Source organism: Lysinibacillus sp. BPa_S21 (assembly GCF_023337795.1).
GTDB lineage: Bacteria > Bacillota > Bacilli > Bacillales_A > Planococcaceae > Lysinibacillus.
This window is the reverse complement of record NZ_JALIRS010000008.1, coordinates 21,761-42,582: the sequence shown is the minus strand read 5'-3', so window position 1 is coordinate 42,582 and position 20,822 is coordinate 21,761. Positions and strand designations below refer to the sequence as shown.

The window sequence follows — 20,822 nt, the reverse complement described above, 5'->3', positions numbered from 1 at the left end:
TATAAAAGCAACTTCATCTATCATAACATACGCAGCGTATAAATTACCCTCTTTAATGGGTCAAATTCCCAAACAGCATTTCTATTTCACTAATTCTCCTAGCAGTATCTCGCTTTTGACAAAATTAAAAAGCACAGACTCTAAGGACTGTGCTTACCAAACTTTATAAAAACAGAATTAACAATACTTTTGTTTAATTAGTTCTATTTCATTTAAGTGCTTTTGATATAAACCATAATAAATAACATCCCCACATTCTTTTGAACAGAAGCGGTATAAATCCGGTACAGGTTGCTGTGAAAACGATATTGTAAAACCCCAGTATTCATGATGAGTCTTACTAGATACCTTTTCATCACAATTGCTACACTTAAAGCCCCACCCTCGCTTCAAATCTTTTCTAAATTCTTTACATTTATAACTTTGTTGTAAATTTTCTAGCGTTTGTTCATGTTCCCATATTGTCCAAGCATCAAATTGTTCGTGATCCATTATTCTATCACTCCTCAAATATTTTTCTGGCTGTACTTATACTACCTCCACTCAAAAACAATATCAATAGTATATTTTATTTTAATAAAAAATTGTATCTATAGTATATGGTTTTTGAATCATTTCTCGTCAATCCTTAATGATGAGGTGATTACATGACGAATTTAACAAAAGTAGTTGGGGAGAGAATCCGCTTCTTACGTAAAGAACGTGGACTTAGCCAAGAAGAACTAGCATATCGTGCTTCTTTGCATAACACATATATTGGACAACTTGAACGTGGAGAAAAGAACGCTACAATTGAGAGCGTTGCAAAAGTATGTGTTGCGTTAGAAATTACATTAGAAGAGCTATTTGATGATAAAGAAACCCACTCGAAAGTGCTTAGCTTTGAGTTAGAGAAAATTGTACGTCTGTTAGAAGGTCGTTCTAAGAAAGATCAAAAAGCTGTTTTAATGTTTATTGAGTCTTTAATCGCTTGGAAAGATAATGAGTAACTGTTGCGTAATAACTTTATGAGGGCAATTTATTGTGTATTGGTGCATTTACAACTTTTGAAAACGCACCACACCTCTGCATTTTTTGCTATTAAGAGAAAAACACTAAGTCATATAAAATAAATTTCTATTGGATTTGACGTATAAGTTACTAAAGTTATCGTAGATTTCTACGGTAAATATAGTAGATTTATACGAACTTACCGTAGATTTCTATTGGATTTCTACGGTAATAAATATGAAATAAAACTACAATTACTACTTATTATCATGAAGTATGTACAGTAATAAAATCTTTGTGTACAACTATTCATATTACATATATCTATATATTGTAGTTATTGTAGTTGGTACTATAAACACCCTGATACAATGTAATTTCAGGTCTTATTTCTTGTGTAGTAATAGCGAAAAAGCTGTAGCCACATCTATTGTGAACTACAGCCTTTTCTATTCTAATTATGTGTTTCTAGAAATGTAAACGTACTTCCCAAACCTCCTTCTGAATATCTAATTCTTCCTCTAATCTTTGTGTATCAATAACATAGCTTCGAGTTGATTTCCCGCCCATAGTTCTTGGATCCGATGTATGCAATACAAAGCCTGATTGTGACTTATTTTCTTTTAATAAATTTTCAATTTGCTTATCAGAAAAGCGTTCATCTACATAATCATGTTCCTTCATGTACTTTCTTACTGCTGGGAGCCACATTTCTCTAGCAATAGTTAGCTTATTTTGTGAAGCATTATATTCATAATGCGTTCCTTTCTTAAAGTCATAATTATTACTTTGTACAATCGCTGCTGTATACTTAAATAGATTTTGTAAAGCATTATGAATCTTATTGTCTCTAAAGTGCTTGACTTGTTCCTCAATCACAACATTCTGATCGATAGTACAATCAATTTGTAATTCATTAGCCAATTCATTAAATAAATGCACTCCAACTAATACCATAGCTAGATTCGCTAACGGACGTTCATGTAAATCATATTTACAATCTACCATTTCTTTATAATGTTCATATAACGTACCTAGTAAAATATCTTCACTTTCAATCTTATTTAGTAACCACTGTACATAACCAGGCATAAACCCTGACATTTTTAATGCGCTTATCTTTTTATATGCCTTTTTATAGCTGTCATTTTGGCATAATGTATTTGGTGTAAGTTGAGCAATAATCAAACGTTCTAACATGTTCGATTCCTCAAAGCTTGTCTCCCCCAACCATACAATTGGTGCCGTTAGTCTATAAGTGACAGTACCTTGATTTTTATTGCCTCTACTATCTAATGCTGCTTTATACGCATTTAAGGCCAAGTTCTTTAAACCTTTCCAGTTAGAAGCTGACATATTATATGGTCTAAATTCATCTAAATATAGCGGAACACCGTTTAATAAATCGACCTCCCTTGTAATTGAGAAGGCGGGTCGGGTACAAGAACGAACCTCTGGATTACCAAATAATTTGCCGAATAACTGTGCTGTACTAGTTTTACCAGCACTTTGTGTACCCCAAATCATTAACTGTGGAAATGCATTATCTGTATATTTACGTAATAAAGGAACTATAGGTGTAACAAAGTGCCAACCAATAATCGTATTAATAACCCCCTCTTCATTAACTTGTGCTAATAATGGCAATACTTCTTTTGCAAGATCCTTCCAGTAATAAGATGACAGCATATCCATTGATAATTCAAGATCCATTTGCCCTTCAGTGAGCTTTGGCATGTAAATATACTTACTGTTTTCAACAATCCCTTCACTATCAATGACTTTATTCGGAGTAATAAATAAGTTATTGTGTAGACCAATTTTACTTACAGCATATTTGTCTACAACTTGTTTTGTCATAAATAGTTCCTTTAAATATTGCAAATGTTTTTCGTCACCTAACCAGCTAATTTTAGTACTGTTTATTTCTTCAATGAAGCCTTTCTTACTACTAAATGCTTTAGCTGTTAATACAATATTTTTTAAAATTTCGCCATTATTTAAAACGATATGGCCTTTTAGATATTCGTCTATATTTGCATGTACTCTTTCCTCAGGTACAAAGATGAAGTTTGATAATCTTCTTTGTTTTTCATAGTAGCAATTATTATACTCATAAACTAAACATTCATTTGTATCTATCTTATTTAATAGTTGCTCAACCTCCAAATTATCTTGTTCCTCATTTAAAACTTGCGATGCATTTATAATGACTCTTTCAATGTACTGTAACTTAGCTGCATGATGTCGATCACTAATTTTTTCTCCAATCGCCCACTCATCATTTAATAATACAAATGCGATTTCTTCGGGTGTATGTTGAGCTTTTAATAACTCAATTACAACATGGAAGATTTTTTTTGAACGATCTTCCCCCTCTTCAGGGCCATTTACTATTAAACTTTTAATAGAAAACGGCACTTGTAATGCATCGATTTCAACAGGGGATAACTCTTCGATTTCAATAGTTTCTAATGTTTTACTTACTGTTTTAATTTCTACATCATCTAAATATGTAAAACAGTCTAAACTATAAGTAGCACCTGTGAATTCCACTAGCGAGCAAAGCTTAACGTCCATTAAGTTTTTCACATTCATACTATTTGGCACTCGTAATAAACGGGCTAAATCTGCTGTATTATCTGCCTTAGCAAATGTATGCAGCTTTAAACTCAATTCTTTAATGAACTTGAATGAATGATCATCTACCACTTCAAATGGTTCATTAAATTTAAAATATGCGTGGATACCATTTCCACTAGAAACAGTGGCAGTTGGCGGTGTAGGTAGTGATTTTACTACTTGCATCGCCTCTTCATATGTTGCATGCTTTGGATCGATATCTAACCATAAGCCTGGTACATGTAACACGTCTTCCTCTTTTCCAGATTTGCACTTTCGTGTTGAAACACTAAAGTAAACATTTACATTTTGTTGCTTACCTTCTTCATTTAAATTATCAAGTACCGCTTCTGTTACATCTTCTACTTCCATAAAACGACGCTCCACTAAACCTTGTTGTCCGATTAAACGAAATTCTACATATCCTTCCGTTTGGCTAAACCATTCTTTTAATAAATTCACTTTTTGATTACTCATTTTAGTAATCCTCCTTTAATAATTTTGATAGGGTTGCTAGCCCTTATTTGCCATATACGCAATGTATGTAGCAAAGTTAAATAAATTTTTTAAATACGCATCACTTTTCCAGAAAAATTTCTCATAGGTATCACTTAGTCCCCATGCTATAACACTTTAATAGGTGATTATGTAGGCACCGGGGGTGAATTAAATCATTTGTGATAAACCATTGATTTTTATTTGTAATGTTCGTGATGTAAGATTGACACTCTATAACGAATACTTTCATGCTGAAAGGTTATACAGTGAATAGCAGCATAGATAGGATTTACTGCTTAACATGTAGCATATTTATTTTTACTAAGCTTTCGCCCCCTTATTTGATTAATACGCAAGCTGTTTTACAAAGTTAAATCACTTTTTAATTTTTTTGTTTTTAACTTGTAGCGTATTTAAAAATACTTTTTCGGCTTACACTGTACATATACGCAAGCCGTTTTACTGAGTTAAATCACTTTTTATTTTTTTGTTTTTAACTTGTTCGTATTTAAAAATACTTTTTACGCTTACACAGTACATATACGCAAGCTGCTTTACAGAGTTAAATCACTTTTTATTTTTTTGTTTTTAACTTGTTCGTATTTAAAAATACTTTTTACGCTTACACAGTACATATACGCAAGCTGCTTTACAGAGTTAAATCACTTTTTATTTTTTTGTTTTTAACTTGTTCGTATTTAAAAATACTTTTTACGCTTACACAGTACATATACGCAAGCTGTTTTACAGAGTTAAATCACTTTTTAATTTTTTTAACTTGTATCGTATTTAAAAATACTTTTTCTGCTTACATAGGACATATACGCAAGCTATTTTACAGAGTTAAATTATTTTTTAAATTTTTTAGTTATTAACTTGTATCATATTTAAAAATACTTTTTCTGCTTACATAGGACATATACGCAATTTATTTTGCAAAGTTAAAAAAATTTTTTAAACCCGCATCAATTTTCACGAAAAATTTCTCATAGGTATCACGTAGCTCCCGCCCAATCCCACTCTAATACTTGATTTAGTAGGCACCGGGGGGGTATTTAGAAGATTCCTATTAAAACGTTACTTTTTATTCGTTCAGTGATTGAATTTGATTTGACAAGCTATAACAATTCGTTTCCATTGAAAGGTTACGCTCATTTAGTCGATAATACTTTTCTAGTTGTAAACTTCCTTGCTGCTTCACCTCCGTTAATGACTTATACGAGGACTATTTAGCAGAGTTAAATTATTTTTAAAAGTTTTTATCAAACATAATTTAGATGAAGATTACAGTGTATTTGAATGATACTTTCTAGTTGTAAATTTTCATGCTGCTTCATCTCCTTCATTTCCTTATACGCAAGCTAAATTACATAGTTAAATCGTTTTGTAAATTCACTATATAAAGTCGTTATATCGCTCACATATGACTTATACGAGAACCATTTAGCAAAGTTAAATTACTTATAGAATTACTAACTAATAAAACTGTCTAAACCGCCCACATAAACTTATACGAGGACTGTTTAGCAGAGTTAAATCATTTTTTAAAGTTTTTTCAATTCATCTATTTCAGCACAAAACTAAAAGCAGTTACTAAAACATACAAATGTTCTAGTAACTGCTTTTAGCTGTTGTCATTTTATAATGGCGTGCATATGTATTATCATTTTGAGAGCTTTTTGATTTAAAGTGGGGGGGAATATCATTCCCAATTAGTGCAGCAATTAGGACATAGATAATCAGTTATAATGTCACGACTATCTGTTTCCATCCAATCTTCACATTTACCACAGTAAACTTCCTTCACTATGTATGTTTCTAATCTTGATAGTTCAATCACCTTTGCTGTTTTCTCAGGCGTTTCATTCTTCACGAGATACTCACGTTCATAAGTATTACGGACTTCACCATGCATAGCCATTATAACCCCTCCTCCTATTGAGTGCTTTTTGATTTAAGTGGCGTGTTAATATCATTCCCAATTTGTACAACAAGTAGGGCAGAATATATCAGTTATAAAATATCGACTATCTGTTTCTTGCCATTCTTCACATTTAGCGCAGTAAACTTTTTTTACAACATAGTTTTCTATTCTTGAAAACTCGATAACTTTTGCTGATTTGTCGTAATCTGAATTCATTACGATACATTCACGTACTGTTTCATTTTGTACTTCACCGTGAGTATGCAAATTAAAAACCTCCTAGATAGTAAAAATACTGTCTTTACATCTTTCATCGAAAATACTCTTTTATGTAGGTTGAAATACACGAGCACTTCTTGTCTAATTTCAAGTGTGTGTCGTTTAGATAATTTTAACATATTCTATCCACTATTTTTAAAAGCTTACTTAGTTAAAAGTAAAAAAAGGGATATTCTTATAGACTATGATTTAAAAACAAACATCAAATTGTATTTAACAATGCCCTTTTCGCCTCGTATAAATCTATAACAGCAATTAAATTGCGGGGATTAAATGAAAGAGGAGTATGTAAAAATGAATTTAAATTTAACAACTACTGAGATTGAAGAAATAGTTATAAAAGCCGTACAAAAGGCATTACAAGCCGCACAGCATGAATTTGTTGATAGTGGGTGGCTTTCATTAAAGGAAGGAGCTAAATACGCTGGTGTATCGTATAACACGCTATTAAAGTATCGTCAGCACGGCTTACAAGTATGTGAGATTGAAGGGATTAAGCGTATATCACGTAAAGAGATTGACCGCTTCTTTCAAGAACATAGCTTTTAATTAATAGTGGGATTTATCTTGTGATTCGTTATAATAATCAAGAGGTAAATCCTCTTTTTAATCATTTGCCCCCGCAACTGATTTAGGAGGAAATACTACAATGACAAAAAAGAAAGTATCGCCAATTAAAGGCTATAAGCTAAAGAACGGTGAAACTCGATATGAATTCCCAGCCTATTTAGGGATTGATCCATTAACAGGTAAACAGAAGCGGACAATGAAGCGGGGCTTTAAAACTCGTAAGGAAGCGGAATTAGCACTTGCACGTTTAAAGCTTGATGTAGCGAATGGTACGTATAAACAAGAGCGTGCTGAAACATATCAGGAGCTTTATGACCTTTGGGTGATTCAATATGAAAATACGGTGGAGGAAAGTACATTTGTTAAAACAACCGGCATTTTTAGAAATCATATCCTTCCATCAATGGGTGCTTATAAAATCGAAAAAGTTACAATTGATATATGCCAAAAGCATGTAAATGAATGGGCGGGAAAATTGAAGAAGTTCCGTATAGTTAAATCATACGCCGCTAAAGTATTAGATTTTGCTATGAAGCGTGGATTCATTCAAACTAACCCTTTTGCACTTGTAGAAATGCCTACTAATCTAACCAAGAAAACTAGCGTTACCAATGATGATGAAGATGAAAACTTCTACACACGTGAGCAGCTTATTCAATTCCTTACATGCTTAGAACAAGAGAGTAACTACAAAGCGTTTGCCCTATTCCGTTTACTAGCATTTAGCGGAATGCGTAAAGGTGAAGCATTGGCACTGACATGGAATGACTTAAACTTCACAACAAACGAGCTACGCATTAATAAGGCCCTTTCAAGAGGAAAAGATAATCAGCTATATGTAAAATCTACAAAAACAGGTGTTGCTCGTACTATTAAAATGGACGATAAAACAATGGCAATATTAAAAGAGTGGAAGAAAAAGCAGAAGCAGGATTATTTAATACTAGGCTTCAATACAATGCAACCTAAGCAGCTTGTGTTTAGTAATGAACAAAATGAATATTTACAGCCAACGAAAACTCGTAAGTGGATATTACAAGTACAACAGAAGTACAATCTAGGTGCTATTACGACGCATGGTTTACGACATACACATTGTTCATTGTTATTTGAAGCGGGTGCTAGTATAAAGGAAGTGCAGGATCGTTTAGGACATAGTGATGTACAAACGACAATGAACATATATGCACACGTTACAAAGAAAGCGAAAGAAGAAGCTATACAGAAGTTCGCCAGCTACATTGAAATGTAGTTGAGCGACTACGCTTTGACTACGTTTTTGACTACGTTCGTTTGATACTCAATGAAACTATATGACATAGACAAAATAAAAAACCCTTGATATACAAGGGTTTTGACGTTCATTGAAATCCAATGAAATCGTATTATGGAGACGGCGGGAGTCGAACCCGCGTCCAGAAACTCCAATACTTCAGCTTCTACGCGTGTAGTTTGCCTATTTACGATTCACGTAACATTATGCCGACAAACAGGCGTCCTGTACGCTAACCTGGAAATCTCTTGCCGGTGACTCAGATGGCACCACCGACCGTATCCCACTAAAGTTGGGCCCCACGTTCTCTACATGGGCGATAGAGAGGCAGAGCGCTTACGAGCTTACGCTGCGAAAGCTAAGTTTTGTTGTTTGCCAGTTATTATATAACTTCCGTTGATGACGGAGCCGAGACCTCCGACGCGCGACCAAAGCTTGAACCATCCCTGTCGAATCCGTAACGTCCCCTTGAATATGAATCGAAGCATGTCGCCTCGTTCAAGCAAAGGAGCTAGAATTTCTTCTAGTACGGTGGGAGCTAAAAGTACGCTTCCATGTAATCTGGCATTCAGTAATACTTATTATAAAACAAATCTATCTATAGTTCAAGTGTCCTGACATAGTAGAAAAAATTGGCTAGCTCTCCTTATTTCATCATCTTCTATCTTAAAATCTCTCATGCGCAAAATCCTCGGGTGCAGTGTTCAATCCGTCAATTCTGCCCTCCTTTCCATCTATTTGCATGTTCTTTCCGTCGTTTCCACCTTTCTTTCCATCACTTTGTAAGCTCTATCCGTCGTTCCTACCTTCTTATCCATCACTTTGCAAGCTCTATCCGTCGTTCCTACCTTCTTATCCATCACTTTGCAAGCTCTATCCGCCGTTCCTACCTTCTTATCCATCACTTTGCAAGCTCTATCCGTCGTTGCCGCCTTTCTTTCCGTCACTCTGCATACTCAATCCGTCGATTACGCCTTTCTTTCCGTCACTTTGCAAATTCTATCCGTCGGTTCTTCCTTCCTATCCATCTCCGTCCCAAACGCTGCCAAATAGCAAAAAGCTCACCATTTAAATATAGTGAGCTCTCTAACAATCTAGTACTATTGATTTTTAGATTTGAAGGCGCGTTCCATATCGCGTTTCGCTTCTTTTTTGCGCATGTCGTTACGTTTGTCGTAATCTTTTTTACCTTTGCCGACGCCGATTAATAGTTTGGCATAGCCGTCTTTAATGTACATTTTTAACGGGACAATTGTGTAGCCGTCACGTTTTACGGCACCGACTAGCTCGCCGATTTGCTTTTTATGAAGCAGTAGCTTGCGGGCGCGCAGTGGGTCGTGGTTAAAGCGGTTGCCTTGTTCGAATGAGCTGACATGCATATTGTTGATCCATGCTTCACCGTTGCGGATTTGTACATAGGATTCTTTTAGTTGGACCCTTCCTGCACGGATGGATTTAATTTCTGTACCTGTGAGCACCATGCCCGCTTCGATTGTGTCTTCAATGAAGTAGTCGTGCCCGGCTTTTTTGTTTTGTGCTAATACTTTCCCAGTACCTTTTGCCATATAAATTCACCTCTACTTAAAGGTAGAGCAAGATCAACCTGCTCTTATTGATAAAGTGAAAGCACCTGTTTTCTAATGGTGCCTTCACCTATACTTTTACTTATTTACGTTTTGATTTTTTCTTTTTGCCTTTTTTAGCGATGCCCTCGTAGAACTTTTGCTTTTGCTTTACGCCTTTTTTAGGGCCTGGGCTTGAGCCATCCTTGCGGCGTCCTCGTGGGTCACGGTCGTTTTCACGGCGTTCGCCTCGTTCGCCACGGCTTTCTTCATTGCGACCATTTCGACCGCCACGTCCGCCTCGTTCTTCTTCGTTGCGGCCACCGCGGTTGCCACGCCCGCCTCTTTCCTCTTCATTGCGGCCACCTCTGCGGCCATTACGACCACCTTTGTTGTCGCTATAATTTTTACGTGCGTGAATGACTGTAGGTGCTGCTTTTCGTGTTCGTCCATAAGACGTTACCATTCCGACGATTTCAAAGTCAACGGATGACTCCTCAATAATAACATTTGCTACTCGGACTGTAACTTCATCACCAATACGGAATTGACGATTTGTACGTTCCCCAATCATAATCATTTGACGGTCGTCAAAACGATAGTAGTCATCTGTCATATTGCTAATATGGACAAGTCCTTCAATCGTGTTTGGTAGCTCCACGAAAATACCGAAGTTTGTAATGGATGAGACGATCCCTTCAAACTCTTCACCAATTTTATCGGACATATATTGTGCTTTTTTCAGCGCATCTGTATCGCGCTCTGCATCGACAGCACGGCGTTCACGTTCTGAAGTATGATCAGCAATTTCATCCATCGCCATACTCCACTGTGCAATTGTTTCTTTTGATGTATCTTTATTAATTAAATACGTACGAATTAAACGATGGACGATTAAGTCCGGATAACGTCGAATCGGTGATGTAAAGTGTGTATAGAAATCAGTTGATAAACCAAAGTGTCCTATGCTTTCAGGATAATATTTTGCCTGTTGCATCGAGCGTAGAAGCATCGTTGAAATAACTGGCTCCTCTGGCATGCCTTCAATGGCCTGTAATACGTCCTGTAGTGCTTTCGGATGCACTGTGTTTCCTGTACCTTTGATTAAAATACCGAAGTTCGTGACAAATTCAAAGAAGCGTTGCAGCTTTTCTGGCTTTGGATCTTCGTGAATACGGTAAAGGAACGGTACATTCATCCAATGGAAATGCTCAGCGACTGTTTCATTGGCAGCTAGCATGAAATCTTCAATTAATTTTTCAGCGACTGTACGTTCACGTAATTCAATATCTACTGGCCAACCATCTTCGTCTACGATCACTTTAGATTCTTTAAAGTCAAAGTCAATCGCACCACGCATTTCACGTTTAGTACGTAAAATGTTAGACAGCTCAGCCATATGTTTAAACATTGGCACTAGAGGCTCGTAGCGGGCCATTAGCTCTGCGTCTTGCTCCTCTAAAATTTTGTAAACATCCCTATAAGTCATACGCTCAGTTGTTTTAATGACACTTTGGAAAATTTCATGTGAAACCACATTACCATTTGCATCAATAATCATTTCACATGATAGTACTAGACGGTCAACCTGTGGATTTAATGAACAGATACCATTCGATAATCGATGTGGAATCATTGGAATAACGCGGTCTGTTAAATATACACTTGTCGCACGATCGTAAGCTTCAACATCTATTACAGAGCCCTGTGTTACATAATAACTAACATCTGCAATATGTACGCCAAGTTTATAAGTACCGTCTACGTTTTTCGTTACGGTTACAGCATCATCCAAATCCTTCGCATCAGCTCCATCGATTGTCACAATCGTTTCGTGGCGTAAATCACGACGACCTTCCAAATCTGCCTCTGTAATTTCATCCGGCACTCGTTGCGCAGCTGCAACCACTTCTTCAGGGAATTCAGGTGGAATGTCATGCTTATATAAAATAGATAGAATGTCTACACCTGGGTCATTTTTGTGCCCTAAAATTTTAGTGATATAGCCCGTTGCTGACTTTAAATCCTCTGGCCAAGTAGCAACCTCAACGACAACCTTGTGTCCATCCACTGCCCCTAACGTATCTCCCTTAGCAATGAAAATGTCCATCGGTAGTTTTTTATCATCTAAGACAACAAAACCAAAGCCTCGATTTGCTTGGAACGTCCCAACAAAGCTCGTTTGTCCACGTTCTACTACCTTTGTCACGGTTCCTTCACGGCGATCGCCGAATGATTCCTTTAACACACGGATCAAAACGATATCGCCGTTAATCGCACCATTTATTTCATGCGGTGGAATGAAAACATCATCCATCCCCTCAACATCAGGCGTCACAAAGCCAAAGCCTTTCGCATGCCCGATAAATTTACCTCGCAGTAAATTCATGCGCTCCGGTAGGCCATAACGATTGGAGCGAGAACGCACAACTAAGCCCTGGCCCTCCATACGCACTAATGTTTTCACTAACTCTTTAAATTCGTCAGCATCCTCAAAGCCAAATACATCCTCGATTTCGCCAACCGTTAATGGTTTATATTCTTCTTCACCGAAAAAATCGAGTAAACGACTTTGTAGTGAATTATTTTGTTCTTTCATAATTTCCCTCCTTCATGAGAAAATCCTACTTATAATTTTATTGTGCCCAATTTAGGCTTTCTAAAAAGTGATAAATATCTTCATGTAACTGATCTTTTTCTTGATCTAATGTAATAACATGTTTTGAGTTTTCATACCACTTGATCTGTTTTTCAAGTGACTCAGTTTGATTATATATAATGTTGGCAGATTCTGTCTCAATTACCTCATCATTTGTCGCTTGTACGACAAAAATGGGCGCATAAATCATGTCAATTTCTTGTCGTGTCCGTGCAATAAATTCTCGCAACTCTTGTAGAGATGGCATGCCCTTTTCAGCAATTACCGCAACCTCAGCCTCGATTTGCTCCGCATCTTTACCTAAGAACTTTTTATAATCCCTCGCATATTTCAGTACACCTTGAAACATAACATCTGTTGTACGCATCGTCATTGGTGCACACATTGTCACAATACCTTTCACCGGGTTATTCAGCGCAATATTTAAAGCCATCACACCACCCAAAGACAAGCCAGCCACAGCAATCTCCTCATAGCCGGCATCCTGCAACTCTTTGTACGCGACTACGACATCCTGCCACCAATCAGCAGGACCTGTTGTAATAAGTTCCTCCGGTTCCACACCGTGACCTTTATAATGAGGTGCTAATGTAGTATACCCTTTTTTCTCTAAAAATCTCCCAAGCATTCGCACATCCGCCGAGCTTCCCGTAAACCCATGCAATAACAAAACAGCTCTAGGTCCTGCTTGAAAGAAAAAAGGCTGTGATAACGATTTCTTCATTGCGAGCTCTCCTTCATCCAAATATGTACTATAACTATTATAGCCATACAAATGCTTCCTCAAAAGTTTTGGCGCTTGTTTTATGAGGTTTTAATGGCTCTTTCCTGCATTTTGAGGATTCTATCCATGATTTGGGCTCTTCTATCCACGATTTCGAGGATTCTATCCACAACTTTATCTTTTCCATCCGCGATTTTACGATTCGCGGGTATTCACCTTCCTTCCGCGGGTATTCGCCTTGCTTCCGCGGGTATTCGCTTTGCTTCCGCGGGTATTCACCTTGCTTCCGCGGGTATTCGCTTTGCTTCCGCGGGTATTCGCTCTACTTCCGCGGGTATTCGCTTTCCTTCCGCGGGTATTCGCTCTGCTTCCGCGGGTATTCGCTCTGCTTCCGCGGGTATTCGCTTTCCTTCCGCGGGTATTCGCTTTGCTCCGCTCGGGTATTCGCTTTGCTCCGCTCAGGTATTCGCTTTGCCTCCGCGGGTATTCGCTTTGCCTCCGCGGGTATTCGCTTTGCCTCCGCGGGTATTCGCCTTGCTTCCGCGGGTATTTCCCTATTCCGCGCGCGATTAATTTTGCTGAACCAACGATGTAACCATAAAAGAAAACGCCCAACCAGTAAAGGTTAGGCGATATATCTTCAACTATTAGATTTTTGTAATAGCGAGTGCTAAAATAAAGAATACTATTGCTAACACAATTGTTGCACGGTGAAGGATTAAATCCATACCACGTGCTTTTTGCTTTCCAAATAGTTGTTCAGCTCCACCCGAGATGGCACCTGACAAGCCTGCACTTTTACTAGATTGAAGTAATACTACAACGATTAACGCTATGGATACGATAACTAATGAAACTAATAATACTGTATGCATTCACTGCACCTCCCGAACTTTGAACATCACAACATATCACATTATAACAAAAAAAGGTTCTCTTGACAAACTGAGATTCATAAATACCCTTTTTCCCCCTCTATCGGTTCGTTTTTCTAAAAAGCTATGTTCCACATTAATACCACGTTATCCTATAATTATTAAAAGTATCATCACTAAATAAATCGAGACGACTCCTTGGAATACGTTTTTAGAGATGATGCAAAATGTAATCGTATAGGAGGAATTATGAAAAAAAGTATATTACTGATTTTTTCACTTATTATTTTAAGCATGCTTAGCGCTTGCTCAGCTGCTATCAAAGCTGTCGAAGCTTTAGTACCAGAGGAACCTGAATATGAAGAAGAAACTTCTATAGACCTTAAGGAGCCTACTAGTAAAGCTCAATCAGGTGAGTTTTCTGCGGAAGATCTTTTTTCAACGACTCTTTTCAAAGAAGACCCTGCTTTACTACAATTTTCGAAAAAGGTTGAAAAGCAGATAACAAAATTTGACCCGAACTTTACAGTCATGTATAGAGGTAAATTAGATTGGGATACTTTTGAAGAACAGCTCAATGATCTTTATAACATACTTAGTTTCGTTAATCCTTATACTGCGGGATATATCGAAAATTATAACTGGGAAGCTTGGGAAGTAGATAATGGTTACGAGGTAGATTTTGATTTTACATATTTAACAGATGCCAAGAAAGAAAAGAAGATTGATGCTTATGTTCAGGAATTTGCTACTAAGTTTATTACAAATGACATGGATGATTTTCATCGTGCGAAAGCCGTTAATGATTTTGTCGTACAACTAGCCACTTATTCAGATGAGGATGCATCAGAGGGACAATCGGTTTATGCGTTAATCACTAAAGAAACAGGTGTTTGTCAAGCTTATGCGCTGTTAGCCTATCGTTTATTTTTGGCGGCTGGTCTAGATGCTAAATATGTATATGGCTATAGCGATAATCAGCTTCATGCGTGGAATTTAGTGAATGTTAATGGTGATTGGTATCATATTGACACGACTTGGAATGATATTAATCCTATTGAGCCTTATGCTATTTCCTACGAATATTTTTTAGTGAATGACGAGAAACTAAGTGAAGATCATATTTGGGCAAATGAAAACTACTTTGCTGCGACAAGCAATGCGTACGATTTTATGCATGATATGTGGTATGCAGATACTGTTGGCGATGTTGTTTATTATAATAGCATGACCGATAACATGGTCTATGCCTATGACTTGGCAACAAAACAAAATAGACAAGTGACTGAAACAGCCTGCTATTACTTGGCAGCTATTGACGATGCGATTTATTGCAGTGATTATGATAATGGAGGCTTTTTAACAAAGATAGTTATAAACGATGGCTCAGAAGAAGTGTTAGTAGAGGAAGAGGTTCTAAACTTGTTCATTGATGATAAAGGGGCATTATTATACGAAACGAATGATGGTAAAACACATTCACAAAATTTATAGCCAATTCAAGAATCTGCAAGCTTCCATCAATCCATGGAAAGTAAGCAGATTCTATTTTCCCCTTCACCTTTGAGATCATCGTACCTGGAGCGGACACAAAGAAGAACATCAAGTCCTCGCTCAGGGGTGATAGGACTTATCCTTCACAACATCCCCTGTAATCCATCCTTACTTACAACCTTTTCTTTACATGAATTGACCCTGAGGAGGAAAAATCATGAAATACTCAAAAAAATGGAGATCCTTGTTGTTAGCAAGTGCTATTGCTTTATCGTCGATTAGTTTCGCCCAGCCGCAAGTACAAGCAGCCCAAGTAAAGAAGCCAACCAATGTGATTATGCTTGTAATGGATGGTAGTAGTAATAACGCCGTTACACTTTCCCGTTGGTACAAAGGACAAAGCTTAGCGATGGATGAAATTTTATCGGGGGCAGTGCGTACATACTCTGCCGATTCAGCCATTACTGACTCAGCACCTGCCGCTACTGCATTAGCAACTGGTCATAAATCAAATAATAAATTTGTGGGTGTGCTACCTTCCGTCATTAATTCACCAGGTGTAGAGCAAATTGCCAAAGAGGATGCTTATAGACCTGTAGCCAATGTTTTAGAAGGGGCTAAACAGCAAGGCAAGGCTACTGGATTGATTGCTACTTCGGAAATTCAGCATGCTACACCAGCTGGTTTTTCTGCACATGTGAGACATAGAAGCCGATATGATGACATCGCTGAGCAACAAGTCTATCAAAACATTGATGTCGTATTAGGTGGTGGCTTTGAATCTCTTGCACCAGGCACAACTAAAAATGCTCGTAAAGACGGCGAGAATTTAGTGGATGTCCTTAAGAAAGAAAACTATGACATCGTTAAAACGCGTGATGAGCTCTTTAAAAGTAACGCGTCAAAAATTTGGGGTAGCTTTGCTCCTGGTGCCCTTGCCTATGATTTAGATCGTGCTCAAACAAGAGCATCCGAGCCAACACTTGCTGAGATGACAAGTAAAGCTATTGAGACCCTTAAGAAAAATGATAACGGCTTCTTCCTATTTGTAGAAGGAAGTAAAGTAGACTGGGCAGCTCATGCCAATGACCCAATTGGCATGATTAGCGATATTTTATCGTTCGATGCTGCAGTCAAGAAAGCTGTTGATTTTGCAAAAGAAGATGGCCATACAATGGTCATTGCTGTAACAGACCATGGCAATAGTGGTATTTCTATGGGGAATGCCAACACGACAAGCACTTATCCTAACACACCTGTATCTGCCTATATCGATCCTCTAAAGAAAGCAAAAATGACCATTGAAGGTGCGCTGAGCCATTTAAAAGAAGACAAATCAAATATTGTTGAAGTCGCCGCACTTTATGGATTAGATAATCTATCTGCTGACGAGTTTGCAACATTACAATTAGCTACAGATACAGAAGAAGAAATGGTGAAAATGCTTGCCAACCGCGCTAATCTTGGCTTTACAACCGGTGGGCATACTGGTGATGATGTGTTCTTATACTCATTCGGACCATCCAAAATTACAGGTCTTGTAGAAAACACAGACTTAGCATATGCGATGGCAAAGTTTATGGGCTTCGATTTAAAGAAGCTGACAGATGATTTATATATACCTGCAACAAAAGCGTTTACGGACAAAGGTTACACATCTAAAATTGACTTCACTAATAAAGAAAACCCTAAATTTATTGCACAAAAAAATAAGGTAACCATCACAATCCCAGTAAATAAGAACATTGTCATCTACGAACAAGGCAAAACAGTAAAAACGCATACGTTTGATACGATCAATGTCTACAACGGTACTGAATTTTACGTTTCTAAAAAAGTGTTAAGTATGCTTAAATAAGGGCCCGTTACAGCGGGGTAAGGTGAAACTTAATCAGCGGTGGACTCTTCTCCACCACTGATTTTTAGTCTTCATCAAAGCTTTTGCGTAGTCTTGATCCTGACATTTACATATACATTACCATCCGTTATAAGGGGATAAAAATTAGGATGCTATCATAAGTTGAAAGCCTTGCAGTAGATTCAGATTACCGATTTCATCATCTGTTTATTTTTTGGGCAGGTTCCATTTTGGTGATCCCTCTAATCCTTACATATTTTATACCGCTATTTTCCATACTGTTTACTTTGATTTTACTTCCATCTAGTATGCTTAATATAACGAACGTCCTTAAGATAAATTTAAGGATTTTTTAAGTACAAATGAAGCGGAAAAACAGCGATAATAGAAATTGTTGCGGGTTAGTAAAAATTCAAGTTGAAGTGGACCAAAGCGTTAAAAAAAATCATTTTCTTACTTTCATTTTAGTCATTATTCCTAAACCTTAAATTTACCTTAAAATAATCTTATGATTTTATGAATAAACAAGAAAATGTGCAACATTTTTATCTTCAATCCGTCACAAAAGTAATAAAAATTTAATTAATGTAAAAATAATTTAGAAATAACTTGAAAAAATATCAATTTATTTAGTATATTTACAAAGTTATAAGCTTTTTTGGGGGTGGACATATGCAATCCATTAAAAATAATGAGGTTTTACGTTTTATAGGCTTTACGTTATTTTACTTCATCATTTTAGTGCTCTTATTTCTAATCCATGGCTTCCATGATATGAATGCAGGACCATTTATATATACTGAATTTTAAGAAAAGGAGATATAAACTATGTTAAGTATTTTAAAGGCTATTCAAAAAGTGGCACAACAGCAGCCAAATCAAACGGCCTATCAAACCAACAGTGATTCCTTAACTTATGGTGAGCTTTGGCATTTGTCTGACTGTGTAGCACAATATTTAATGGCTCTTGATTTAAAAAGACAACAACCTATCGTCGTCTACGGGCATATGTCACCTTTACAAATCGTTGCCTTCTTAGGTGCTGTAAAGGCAGGTCATCCTTATGTACCGGTTGACTCTTCTACACCGTCCGAAAGACTACAAATTATAATAGAAGCTTCTCAGGCTTGTTTGCTACTAAAAACGGAATCATTGAGCTCGGCTCAAGCAGTCCCTGTAGTAGAAGTAAGTGATCTAGTAGCACAAACTACTAGCATTTCGACAGAGCCTTCAACATGGGTGAAGGACCAAGAAATTCATTACATTATTTACACATCTGGTTCTACTGGTAAGCCAAAAGGTGTCCAAATTACAGCCGATAATTTAGCCCATTTTGTTGCTTGGATGCATGATCATTTCCCTTTACAGAAATCTGGTGTATTTCTAAATCAAGCGCCTTATTCCTTTGACTTATCTGTGATGGATTTATACCCTGCACTTGTAGGTGGGCAAACACTTTACGCCATTAAGCAAGAACAAATTGCTAATCCAAAAGCGTTATTTGAATCATTAGCTTCATCTGATATTCGCGTTTGGACTTCTACACCTTCCTTTGCGAAGATCTGTTTAATGAACAAAGAATGGAATCAGGCGTTAATGCCTTCGTTAAATACGTTTTTATTCTGCGGAGAAGTTTTACCAGTATCCGTCTCTAAAGAATTAATGCAACGCTTCCCACAAGCATCTATTTTCAACTTATACGGTCCTACAGAAACAACCGTTGCCGTCTCTTATGTAGAAGTAACAAAAGAGCTTTTAGATCAATTTGACCAATTACCAATCGCCCCTCTATCTGAACCTAATCTATCCTTGCAAGAAGATGGCGAGATTATTATTTCTGGGCCAACTGTAAGTGCGGGCTATCTTGGTGCGCCTGATTTAACACTTAAAGCGTTTCCTACAATAGGAGATCAACGTATTTATAAAACTGGGGACGTTGGTTATGAAAAAGATGGCTATCTGTTCTTCTCAGGACGAAAAGATTTCCAGGTGAAACTGCACGGTTATCGTTTAGAAATCGAGGAAATCGAAAAACAAATCGGCAATCTTCCAGCTGTTTCTAGCTGTGTAGTTATACCTGTTTCAAAAGATGATGAGATTGTTTCACTAAGTGCATATGTTGTTCTTCGAGAGCCATTGACGGACTCTGCTTTCAAAATGACGAAGCAGCTTAAAGCATTGTTATCGGAGTATTTACCATCTTATATGATTCCGAAAACATTCAAATACATTGACACTTTACCTTTAAATACAAACGGTAAAGTTGATCGTAAAGGATTGGCGGTTATGGAAACAGTATGACGCCTTACGGAAATATAATTTTTTTCATCATCATTGGTATTCTGTTAATGCCAACAATTATTTTAGGACTACGCGGGAAATCAGCTAAAGGCTATAATATCTTTATTTCGATTGTCATTTTAGCTCTTATTTTTGGTAACTCCCTTAATGGTTCCGTTTCTCTAATACTGTTTACAGTATTTCAGTTATTATTAATTATCGTTTACCAAAAATATCGCTCACAGAAGAATAGCACCTCTGTATTTGTCATTGCTGTACTAATGTCTATTTTGCCACTTGTGCTTGTGAAGGTTCTGCCAATACTCGGCCTTAAAAATTTATTCGGGTTCTTAGGGGTATCCTACATTACCTTTAAAGCGGTACAAATGATTTTAGAAACACGAGATGGCTTAATTAAAAATAAAATTTCACCAGTTGAGCTTGCTTATTTCTTACTGTTCTTCCCAACAGTATCTTCGGGACCTATTGATCGTTGGAGACGCTTTGATAAAGACTTGCACACAGTGCCGTCTAGTCAAGACTATCAAAAACTACTGTTAAGTGGAATCAATTGTATATTTGTAGGCTTTTTATATAAATTTATTTTGGCTTATTTAATCTACAATTACACGCTTATTTATTTACCAAATCAAACGTACAATTATTTGACACCTTTTCAAGGGCAAATAGCGTATATGTATATGTATAGTTTTTATTTATTTTTCGATTTTGCGGGCTATAGTGCTTTTGCTGTTGGTGTCAGTCGCATTATGGGTATTCAAACGCCAGTTAACTTTAACCGTCCATTCTCGAGTCGCAATATTAAAGACTTCTGGAACCGTTGGCATATGAGTCTTTCCTTCTGGTTCAGGGATTATGTTTATATGCGCTTCGTGCTTTGGATGACGAAGAAAAAATGGATTAAAAACAAATATACAGTTTCTTATCTTGGCTTCTTTTTACTGTTCTTTTTAATGGGTATTTGGCACGGATTAGAATTGCACTTTGTTGTCTACGGTCTGTACCATGCCATGTTAATAATCTGCTTCGATAAATTTGAACGCTGGAATAAGAAGCGTAAGATTTGGCCAAAAAATAAATGGACTCATGCAATCGGCGTATTTATTACGTTTAATGCCATTTGCTTTGGTTTCTATATTTTTTCAGGAACATTATTTTAATTAATGGCTCTGTTCATATTTTTATGAATAACG

General features: G+C 36.9%; 17 protein-coding genes and 1 other RNA gene. 8 read left to right on the top strand and 10 right to left on the bottom strand.

Features of this window, described 5'->3' with window-relative positions:
- Positions 1-177: 177 nt before the first annotated feature.
- Complete coding sequence (locus tag MOK21_RS15995) at positions 178-492, bottom strand: hypothetical protein (RefSeq protein ID WP_249074990.1); 315 nt, start codon at positions 490-492, stop codon at positions 178-180.
- 155 nt (positions 493-647) lie between these two features.
- On the opposite strand from MOK21_RS15995, the gene MOK21_RS15990 reads away from it, so the two are divergent.
- Positions 648-989, top strand: coding sequence for a helix-turn-helix domain-containing protein (locus MOK21_RS15990; RefSeq protein WP_249074989.1), 342 nt, complete (start codon positions 648-650; stop codon positions 987-989).
- A gap of 469 nt (positions 990-1,458) precedes the next feature.
- On the opposite strand, the gene MOK21_RS15985 is transcribed toward MOK21_RS15990, so the two are convergent.
- From MOK21_RS15985 to MOK21_RS15975, 3 genes are all read right to left on the bottom strand, one after another.
- Complete coding sequence (locus tag MOK21_RS15985) at positions 1,459-4,089, bottom strand: DUF927 domain-containing protein (RefSeq protein ID WP_249074988.1); 2,631 nt, start codon at positions 4,087-4,089, stop codon at positions 1,459-1,461.
- 1,723 nt (positions 4,090-5,812) lie between these two features.
- A complete protein-coding gene (locus tag MOK21_RS15980; RefSeq protein ID WP_202342684.1) occupies positions 5,813-6,031 on the bottom strand; it encodes a hypothetical protein in 219 nt (72 codons plus the stop codon).
- A gap of 51 nt (positions 6,032-6,082) precedes the next feature.
- Entirely contained in the window at positions 6,083-6,301 is a 219-nt protein-coding gene (locus tag MOK21_RS15975; RefSeq protein ID WP_249074987.1) for a hypothetical protein, read from the bottom strand.
- Positions 6,302-6,607: 306 nt separating this feature from the next.
- Between MOK21_RS15975 and MOK21_RS15970 the strand changes: the two genes are divergently transcribed.
- Together MOK21_RS15970 and MOK21_RS15965 are read left to right on the top strand one after the other, a co-directional pair.
- A complete protein-coding gene (locus tag MOK21_RS15970; RefSeq protein ID WP_249074986.1) occupies positions 6,608-6,862 on the top strand; it encodes a helix-turn-helix domain-containing protein in 255 nt (84 codons plus the stop codon).
- Between the two features lie 100 nt (positions 6,863-6,962).
- A complete protein-coding gene (locus tag MOK21_RS15965) occupies positions 6,963-8,135 on the top strand; it encodes a site-specific integrase (RefSeq protein WP_249074985.1) in 1,173 nt (390 codons plus the stop codon).
- A gap of 133 nt (positions 8,136-8,268) precedes the next feature.
- On the opposite strand, the gene ssrA is transcribed toward MOK21_RS15965, so the two are convergent.
- The 6 genes from ssrA to secG all read right to left on the bottom strand — a co-directional run bounded on the left by ssrA (position 8,269) and on the right by secG (position 13,976).
- Positions 8,269-8,624, bottom strand: a transfer-messenger RNA (tmRNA) gene (gene ssrA, locus MOK21_RS15960).
- Positions 8,625-8,890: 266 nt separating this feature from the next.
- The gene (locus MOK21_RS15955) at positions 8,891-9,103 is read right to left on the bottom strand and encodes a hypothetical protein (RefSeq protein WP_249074984.1); all 213 of its coding nucleotides are present in this window, start codon (positions 9,101-9,103) and stop codon (positions 8,891-8,893) included.
- A gap of 153 nt (positions 9,104-9,256) precedes the next feature.
- Positions 9,257-9,721: an SsrA-binding protein SmpB gene (gene smpB / locus MOK21_RS15950; RefSeq protein ID WP_249074983.1), complete on the bottom strand. Its 465-nt coding sequence runs from the start codon at positions 9,719-9,721 to the stop codon at positions 9,257-9,259.
- 100 nt (positions 9,722-9,821) lie between these two features.
- Entirely contained in the window at positions 9,822-12,317 is a 2,496-nt protein-coding gene (rnr, locus tag MOK21_RS15945; RefSeq protein WP_249074982.1) for a ribonuclease R, read from the bottom strand.
- A gap of 37 nt (positions 12,318-12,354) precedes the next feature.
- Positions 12,355-13,101: an alpha/beta hydrolase gene (locus MOK21_RS15940; protein ID WP_249074981.1), complete on the bottom strand. Its 747-nt coding sequence runs from the start codon at positions 13,099-13,101 to the stop codon at positions 12,355-12,357.
- A gap of 647 nt (positions 13,102-13,748) precedes the next feature.
- Positions 13,749-13,976, bottom strand: a complete 228-nt coding sequence (secG, locus tag MOK21_RS15935) for a preprotein translocase subunit SecG (RefSeq protein ID WP_249074980.1) — start codon at positions 13,974-13,976, stop codon at positions 13,749-13,751.
- Positions 13,977-14,225: 249 nt separating this feature from the next.
- Here secG and MOK21_RS15930 point away from each other — a divergent pair, with 249 nt between their 5' ends.
- The 5 genes from MOK21_RS15930 to dltB all read left to right on the top strand — a co-directional run bounded on the left by MOK21_RS15930 (position 14,226) and on the right by dltB (position 20,789).
- Positions 14,226-15,470, top strand: coding sequence for a transglutaminase domain-containing protein (locus MOK21_RS15930; protein ID WP_249074979.1), 1,245 nt, complete (start codon positions 14,226-14,228; stop codon positions 15,468-15,470).
- A gap of 217 nt (positions 15,471-15,687) precedes the next feature.
- Complete coding sequence (locus MOK21_RS15925; protein ID WP_249074978.1) at positions 15,688-17,328, top strand: alkaline phosphatase; 1,641 nt, start codon at positions 15,688-15,690, stop codon at positions 17,326-17,328.
- A 672-nt stretch (positions 17,329-18,000) separates the two neighbouring features.
- The gene (locus tag MOK21_RS15920) at positions 18,001-18,138 is read left to right on the top strand and encodes a teichoic acid D-Ala incorporation-associated protein DltX (protein WP_049669007.1); all 138 of its coding nucleotides are present in this window, start codon (positions 18,001-18,003) and stop codon (positions 18,136-18,138) included.
- Positions 18,139-18,156: 18 nt separating this feature from the next.
- On the top strand, positions 18,157-19,629 hold the full coding sequence (dltA, locus tag MOK21_RS15915) for a D-alanine--poly(phosphoribitol) ligase subunit DltA (protein WP_249074977.1): 1,473 nt from the start codon (positions 18,157-18,159) through the stop codon (positions 19,627-19,629).
- Positions 19,626-20,789, top strand: coding sequence for a D-alanyl-lipoteichoic acid biosynthesis protein DltB (gene dltB / locus MOK21_RS15910; protein ID WP_249074976.1), 1,164 nt, complete (start codon positions 19,626-19,628; stop codon positions 20,787-20,789). Before dltA ends, dltB begins: the two co-directional genes overlap by 4 nt.
- The last annotated feature ends 33 nt before the right edge of the window (positions 20,790-20,822 follow it).